The following is a 4,469-nucleotide window of genomic DNA, read 5'->3' on the forward strand; positions in this document are numbered from 1 at the left end:
TTCGTCGCGATCGGATACCTGATCTCCAGCCTGGTGCGCGATCGCGGCACCGCCGCGGGCATTTCGGTCGGCATCTGGCTGCTGATGGTGCTGGTGTTCGACATGGCGCTGCTCGGCAGTCTCGTGGTCGATCAGGGACGCGTGGTCACGGCGCCGGTGCTGGAGGCGCTGCTGTTCCTCAATCCCACCGATCTCTATCGGCTGACCAACCTGACCGGCTTCAACGTCAGCCAGTTCTCAGGCATGGCCGGGCTCGCGGGGACCGCGAGCACCGACATTGGCGCGCTGCTGCTCGGCCTCATGGTCTGGATCGCCGCACCGCTCGGACTGGCAACCGCATTCTTTGCGCGGAGGGAATTATGAGCTTTCGAATGGTCACCTCGCGGATTCTGGGCGCGGTTGTCGCCGCAGTCCTGCTGGCTGGATGCAACCAGGAGGCGGACAACTCGGTCGCGCCGCCGCCGGTAGCGCTCAACAGCGACGCCATGGGCGTGTTCTGCGGCATGAATCTGCTCGAACATCCCGGACCGAAGGGCCAGATCATCACCGCGGGCCGCATCGACCCGTTCTGGTTCTCCTCGGCGCGCGACACCGTGGCCTTCACCCTGATGCCGGACCAGCCCCGCGATATCAGGGCGATCTACGTGTCGGACATGGCGCAGGCGAAAAGCTGGGAAGATCCGGGCGCCACCAACTGGGTCGACGCGCGCAAGGCGTTTTTCGTGATCGAAGGCCGCAAGCAGGGTGGCATGGGCGCGGCCGAGGCGGTGCCGTTCGGCAATCGCGAGGCCGCCGACGCCTTTGCGACCGCCAATGGCGGCCGGGTGGTGACGTTCGCGGAAATTCCACGCGACTATGTGCTCGGCAGCGATTCGCCCGGCGACCAGAGCCAGCACGACCGTCCTGAGATCAGGACCAACTGACGAGGATCGGCCGATGCCCAGGCAAGCTCTCACCCGACGCCGCATGATCGTCATCGCCGCGAGCGCGGCCGGATCGGCGTTTCTCGCGTCCGGCCGTTTCGCGCAAGCCGGCACACCCGTGCGCTGGCAGGGATCGGCGCTCGGTGCGCAGGTCTCGATCGAGATCCATCACTCCGACAGGAACGAGGCCGAACGGCTGGTCGAACGCTGTATGCAGGACGTCCGGCGGCTGGAGCAGCAGTTCAGCCTGTATCGGGCGGACTCCGCGATCTCGATCCTCAACCGCAGCGGCATTCTCGTTGCGCCCGACGCCGATATGGTGGCGCTGCTGCAAACCGCGCTGCGCTTTGCCGAAATCACCGGTGGTGCGTTCGATCCGACGGTGCAGCCGCTGTGGCAACTGTTCGCGGATCATTTTGCGGCCGGGAGGCCGGACGGCGACGGGCCTTCGCCGCGGCTTGTGGCCGAAGCGCTGGCGAAGGTAGGTCACGCCGGCTTGCTGGTCGGCGAGAACCGGATTGCTCTGCTACGGCGCGGCGCGGCCATCACGCTGAACGGCATCGCGCAGGGATTTGCCACCGACCGCGTTGTCGAGCGGCTGCGCCAGGCGGGATTGTCGACAACGCTGGTCAATATGGGCGAAATACGCGCGATCGGCGCGAGGCCCGAGGGCACGCCGTGGCGCGTCGGGCTCGAAGATCCCGGCCGGCCGGGTGTGCTCAGCGAAACCGTCGATCTGGCCGACCGCGCCGTTGCGACCTCGGCGGGCGCCGGCTTCCGGTTCGACGCCAAAGGCCGCTTTACCCATCTGTTCGATCCGGCGACGGGCCGCAGTCCGCAGCGCTACAAGAGCGTCAGTGTGTTGGCGCCGACCGCCACCGAGGCGGATGCGTTGTCGACCGCGTTCAGCCTGATGCCGTTGCCCGCGATCGCAGACATCGTGAAGGCCAGCCCGAACCTGCAGGCCCGCATCACCGATTTCACTGGAACTTTGATCGTGTATGGTGCTTGAGAGATGCCATCGGCAGTCCGAAAGTCGGATCGACCGCGCCATTGCCATCAGCCAGAAATTCCCGGCCCCAACGGGCTGCTAAAACAGGAGAACAGGATGCGAGGGATTGTTTTCGTTGCACTTTTGGCGATCGCCGGGTCAGGTGAAGCCCGAGCCCAGGATGCCGCGGCCGGCGAGAAGGTGTTCGGCGTGTGCAGGGCCTGCCACCAGGTCGGCGAGACCGCGAAGAACGGCGTCGGACCGCAACTCAATGGCCTGTTCGGGCGCCAGGCGGGCACCATCCCCGCCTATAATTATTCCGCCGCCAACAAGAACTCCGGACTCACCTGGGACGAGGCCACATTCCGCGACTACATCAAGGACCCCAAGGCGAAGATTCCAGGCACCAAGATGATCTATGCCGGCCTGAAGGACGAGCAGAGGACCAACGATCTGATCGCCTATCTCAAGCAATTCGATGCCGACGGCAAGAAGAAGTAGCCCTCACTTCGCGAACGGATTCTGCCAGCCGCCTCGCGCGGCTGGCAGGCGCGGCGGATAGGTCGTCTCGAGATAGTTCAGCACCACCGCGCGGTCCTTGTCGTCGGGAGGCGGCATGTTGTGGCGGCGGATCATCAGGTCGATGGAATCGTCCCACTGCGCCCGCGTCATGCCTTGCTGCGCCACGAGTTTGAAACCGTGGCAGGCGGTGCACGCATAGAAGGTTTCATCTCGACCGGCACCCGGAGGGAAATCCTCCGGGTTTTCGTCGCGCGGGCTGAAGTTTGATTGCGCCGTCGCCGTCGCGATCCACAGCAGTCCCGCCATCACGGCCCAGGCGATACGCCGCATCAACCCACCAGCACCGCGATGCGGTGCATGGCGTTGCCGCCGTAGCCTTGCGGATTCCAGAAGCCGGCCAGATGCGGCTGCATCGCGCCCCTGGAATCGGTGGCGCGCGCCCATATCTCGAAATAGCCGTCGGTCGGCATTTTCAGTGTCGCGGTCCAGCGCTGCCAGTCGAACTTGTTCTTCGGCTTCTCCAGGTTGGCGCGCTGCCAGCTGGCGCCGAAGTCGGTGGAGACGTCGACCTGCCTGACGGTGAGATCGCCGGCCCACGACGCGCCGCGCAGTTTCAGTTCCCTGGTGCCGGCCGCGAATTTGGCGCCGTTGGCCGGGCTGGTGATGATCGAGCGCACCGGCATCGATTCCAGGATGCGCATATTCTTCGGGTCGCCCTTGTCGCCGGGGATCATCGGCTTGATCGCGGTGCGATAGGAAAACTCGGTCATGCCCGGGCCGTCATGCTCCTTGTCGCGGATGGTGATTCTGGTCAGCCATTTCTGCGAGGCGGAGCCGGCCCAGCCCGGCACGATCAGGCGCACCGGCCCGCCATGGATGTTCGGCAGCGGCTGGCCGTTCATGGCCCACACGATCATGGTGTGCGGATCCATCGCCTTCGCGATCCGCACGCCGCGGGAGAGCGTCGGCTTGGACGCGTCGCCCGACAGATGCAAATCGGCGGCATAATGCGCGGTGTAGACGGCGCTCTTCTTCAGGCCTGCGGCCTTCAGCACCTCGGCCAGCGGCACGCCGGTCCATTCGGCACAGCCGGCGCCGCCATTGGTCCACTGGTTGCCGCGCGCCGGCGGCGAGAACGCGGCGCGGCCGTTGCCGCCGCATTCCAGCACCATGCGCCGGGTTACCGCCTTGTATTTCGATTTCAGCTCGCCGAGCGTGATCTCGAGCTTGTTGTTGACCTCGCCGTCGATGGTGATCTTCCAGGCGTCGGGGTTTTTCGTCTCTTCCGGAATCTGCCCGTTGTTGCGGATGTAGAACTTCTCGATCGGCGTGGTGTCGTCGTCGAGCAGGCTTTCCGGAGTCTCGGCGACCAGCGGCCTTTCGCCGAGCACCACCAGCCTGTCGTTCTTGCCCGGGAATTTCAGATATTGCGGCCCCTTGGGGGCTGCGGGCGCCGCGGCGCCGCCGGCTTGCGCCTGCGCGGCCGGAATACCGCCGCCGCCAGGCGACAGCGGCAGGACGCCGCCGACCATCGCGCCCAACGCGGCCAGCCCCGTGCTTCCCAGAAATGCGCGCCGGCTGGTGTTGAAGCCGACGCCGTCGGCCATAGTCCGGGTTTCACGCGTCATCACCATCCTCCCGTTGAGCGTTGCGGATCTTGCCTTGGGTTGCCCCAAAATTCCCGTTTGGGATGAGTATTTGCGGTTTGCGGGCTTGCCGCAAGGCCGGCGTCGGGCACTGTCAAACCGGCATCCATTCAGCCATGACCTGCTACCCGCAGCGACCCTTGTTCGCCCCTTGCGCCCGACGCCTGCCGGCTGCACATTCGTGCTGCGGCGCCTTGGCGGCCGCCAAGAATGAGACTTTCAGGGAACGCGCATGACCATGCGGATCGACTGCGATATCCATCCCGCCGTCGGTGGAACCCGCACCACGCTGTTGCCCTATCTCAGCGACCATTGGAAAGAGCAGGTCGTCAGCCGCGCCATCGACGGGCTCGATCTCAACTCCTACCCGCCCAACATGCCGCTGTC

6 protein-coding genes and 1 pseudogene are annotated in these 4,469 nt (G+C 65.5%); 5 read left to right on the plus strand and 2 right to left on the minus strand.

All coding sequences use genetic code 11. The features are described from left to right. The 4 genes from Q8R73_RS11870 to Q8R73_RS11885 all read left to right on the plus strand — a co-directional run. On the plus strand, nucleotides 1–363 hold a 363-nt coding region (locus Q8R73_RS11870), incomplete at its 5' end, for an ABC transporter permease subunit (RefSeq protein WP_305719738.1). After that, entirely contained in the window at nucleotides 360–923 is a 564-nt protein-coding gene (locus Q8R73_RS11875; protein ID WP_305719739.1) for a nitrous oxide reductase accessory protein NosL, read from the plus strand. The genes Q8R73_RS11870 and Q8R73_RS11875, both read left to right, overlap by 4 nt. A gap of 13 nt (nucleotides 924–936) precedes the next feature. Continuing rightward, nucleotides 937–1,935, plus strand: coding sequence for an FAD:protein FMN transferase (locus Q8R73_RS11880; RefSeq protein WP_305719740.1), 999 nt, complete (start codon nucleotides 937–939; stop codon nucleotides 1,933–1,935). A gap of 96 nt (nucleotides 1,936–2,031) precedes the next feature. Further along, nucleotides 2,032–2,415, plus strand: coding sequence for a cytochrome c family protein (locus Q8R73_RS11885; RefSeq protein ID WP_305719741.1), 384 nt, complete (start codon nucleotides 2,032–2,034; stop codon nucleotides 2,413–2,415). 3 nt (nucleotides 2,416–2,418) lie between these two features. Here Q8R73_RS11885 and Q8R73_RS11890 read toward each other — a convergent pair whose 3' ends face one another. Continuing rightward, nucleotides 2,419–2,742 (minus strand): hypothetical protein, encoded by a 324-nt coding sequence (locus Q8R73_RS11890; protein WP_305719742.1) that lies wholly within the window; start codon nucleotides 2,740–2,742, stop codon nucleotides 2,419–2,421. Between the two features lie 23 nt (nucleotides 2,743–2,765). Continuing rightward, on the minus strand, nucleotides 2,766–4,064 hold the full coding sequence (locus tag Q8R73_RS11895; protein WP_305719743.1) for a sulfite oxidase: 1,299 nt from the start codon (nucleotides 4,062–4,064) through the stop codon (nucleotides 2,766–2,768). Between the two features lie 250 nt (nucleotides 4,065–4,314). Between Q8R73_RS11895 and Q8R73_RS26060 the strand changes: the two are divergent. Further along, a pseudogene (locus tag Q8R73_RS26060) lies at nucleotides 4,315–4,469 on the plus strand (amidohydrolase); the annotation flags it as partial.

Source organism: Bradyrhizobium sp., assembly GCF_030697065.1.
Lineage (GTDB): Bacteria > Pseudomonadota > Alphaproteobacteria > Rhizobiales > Xanthobacteraceae > Bradyrhizobium.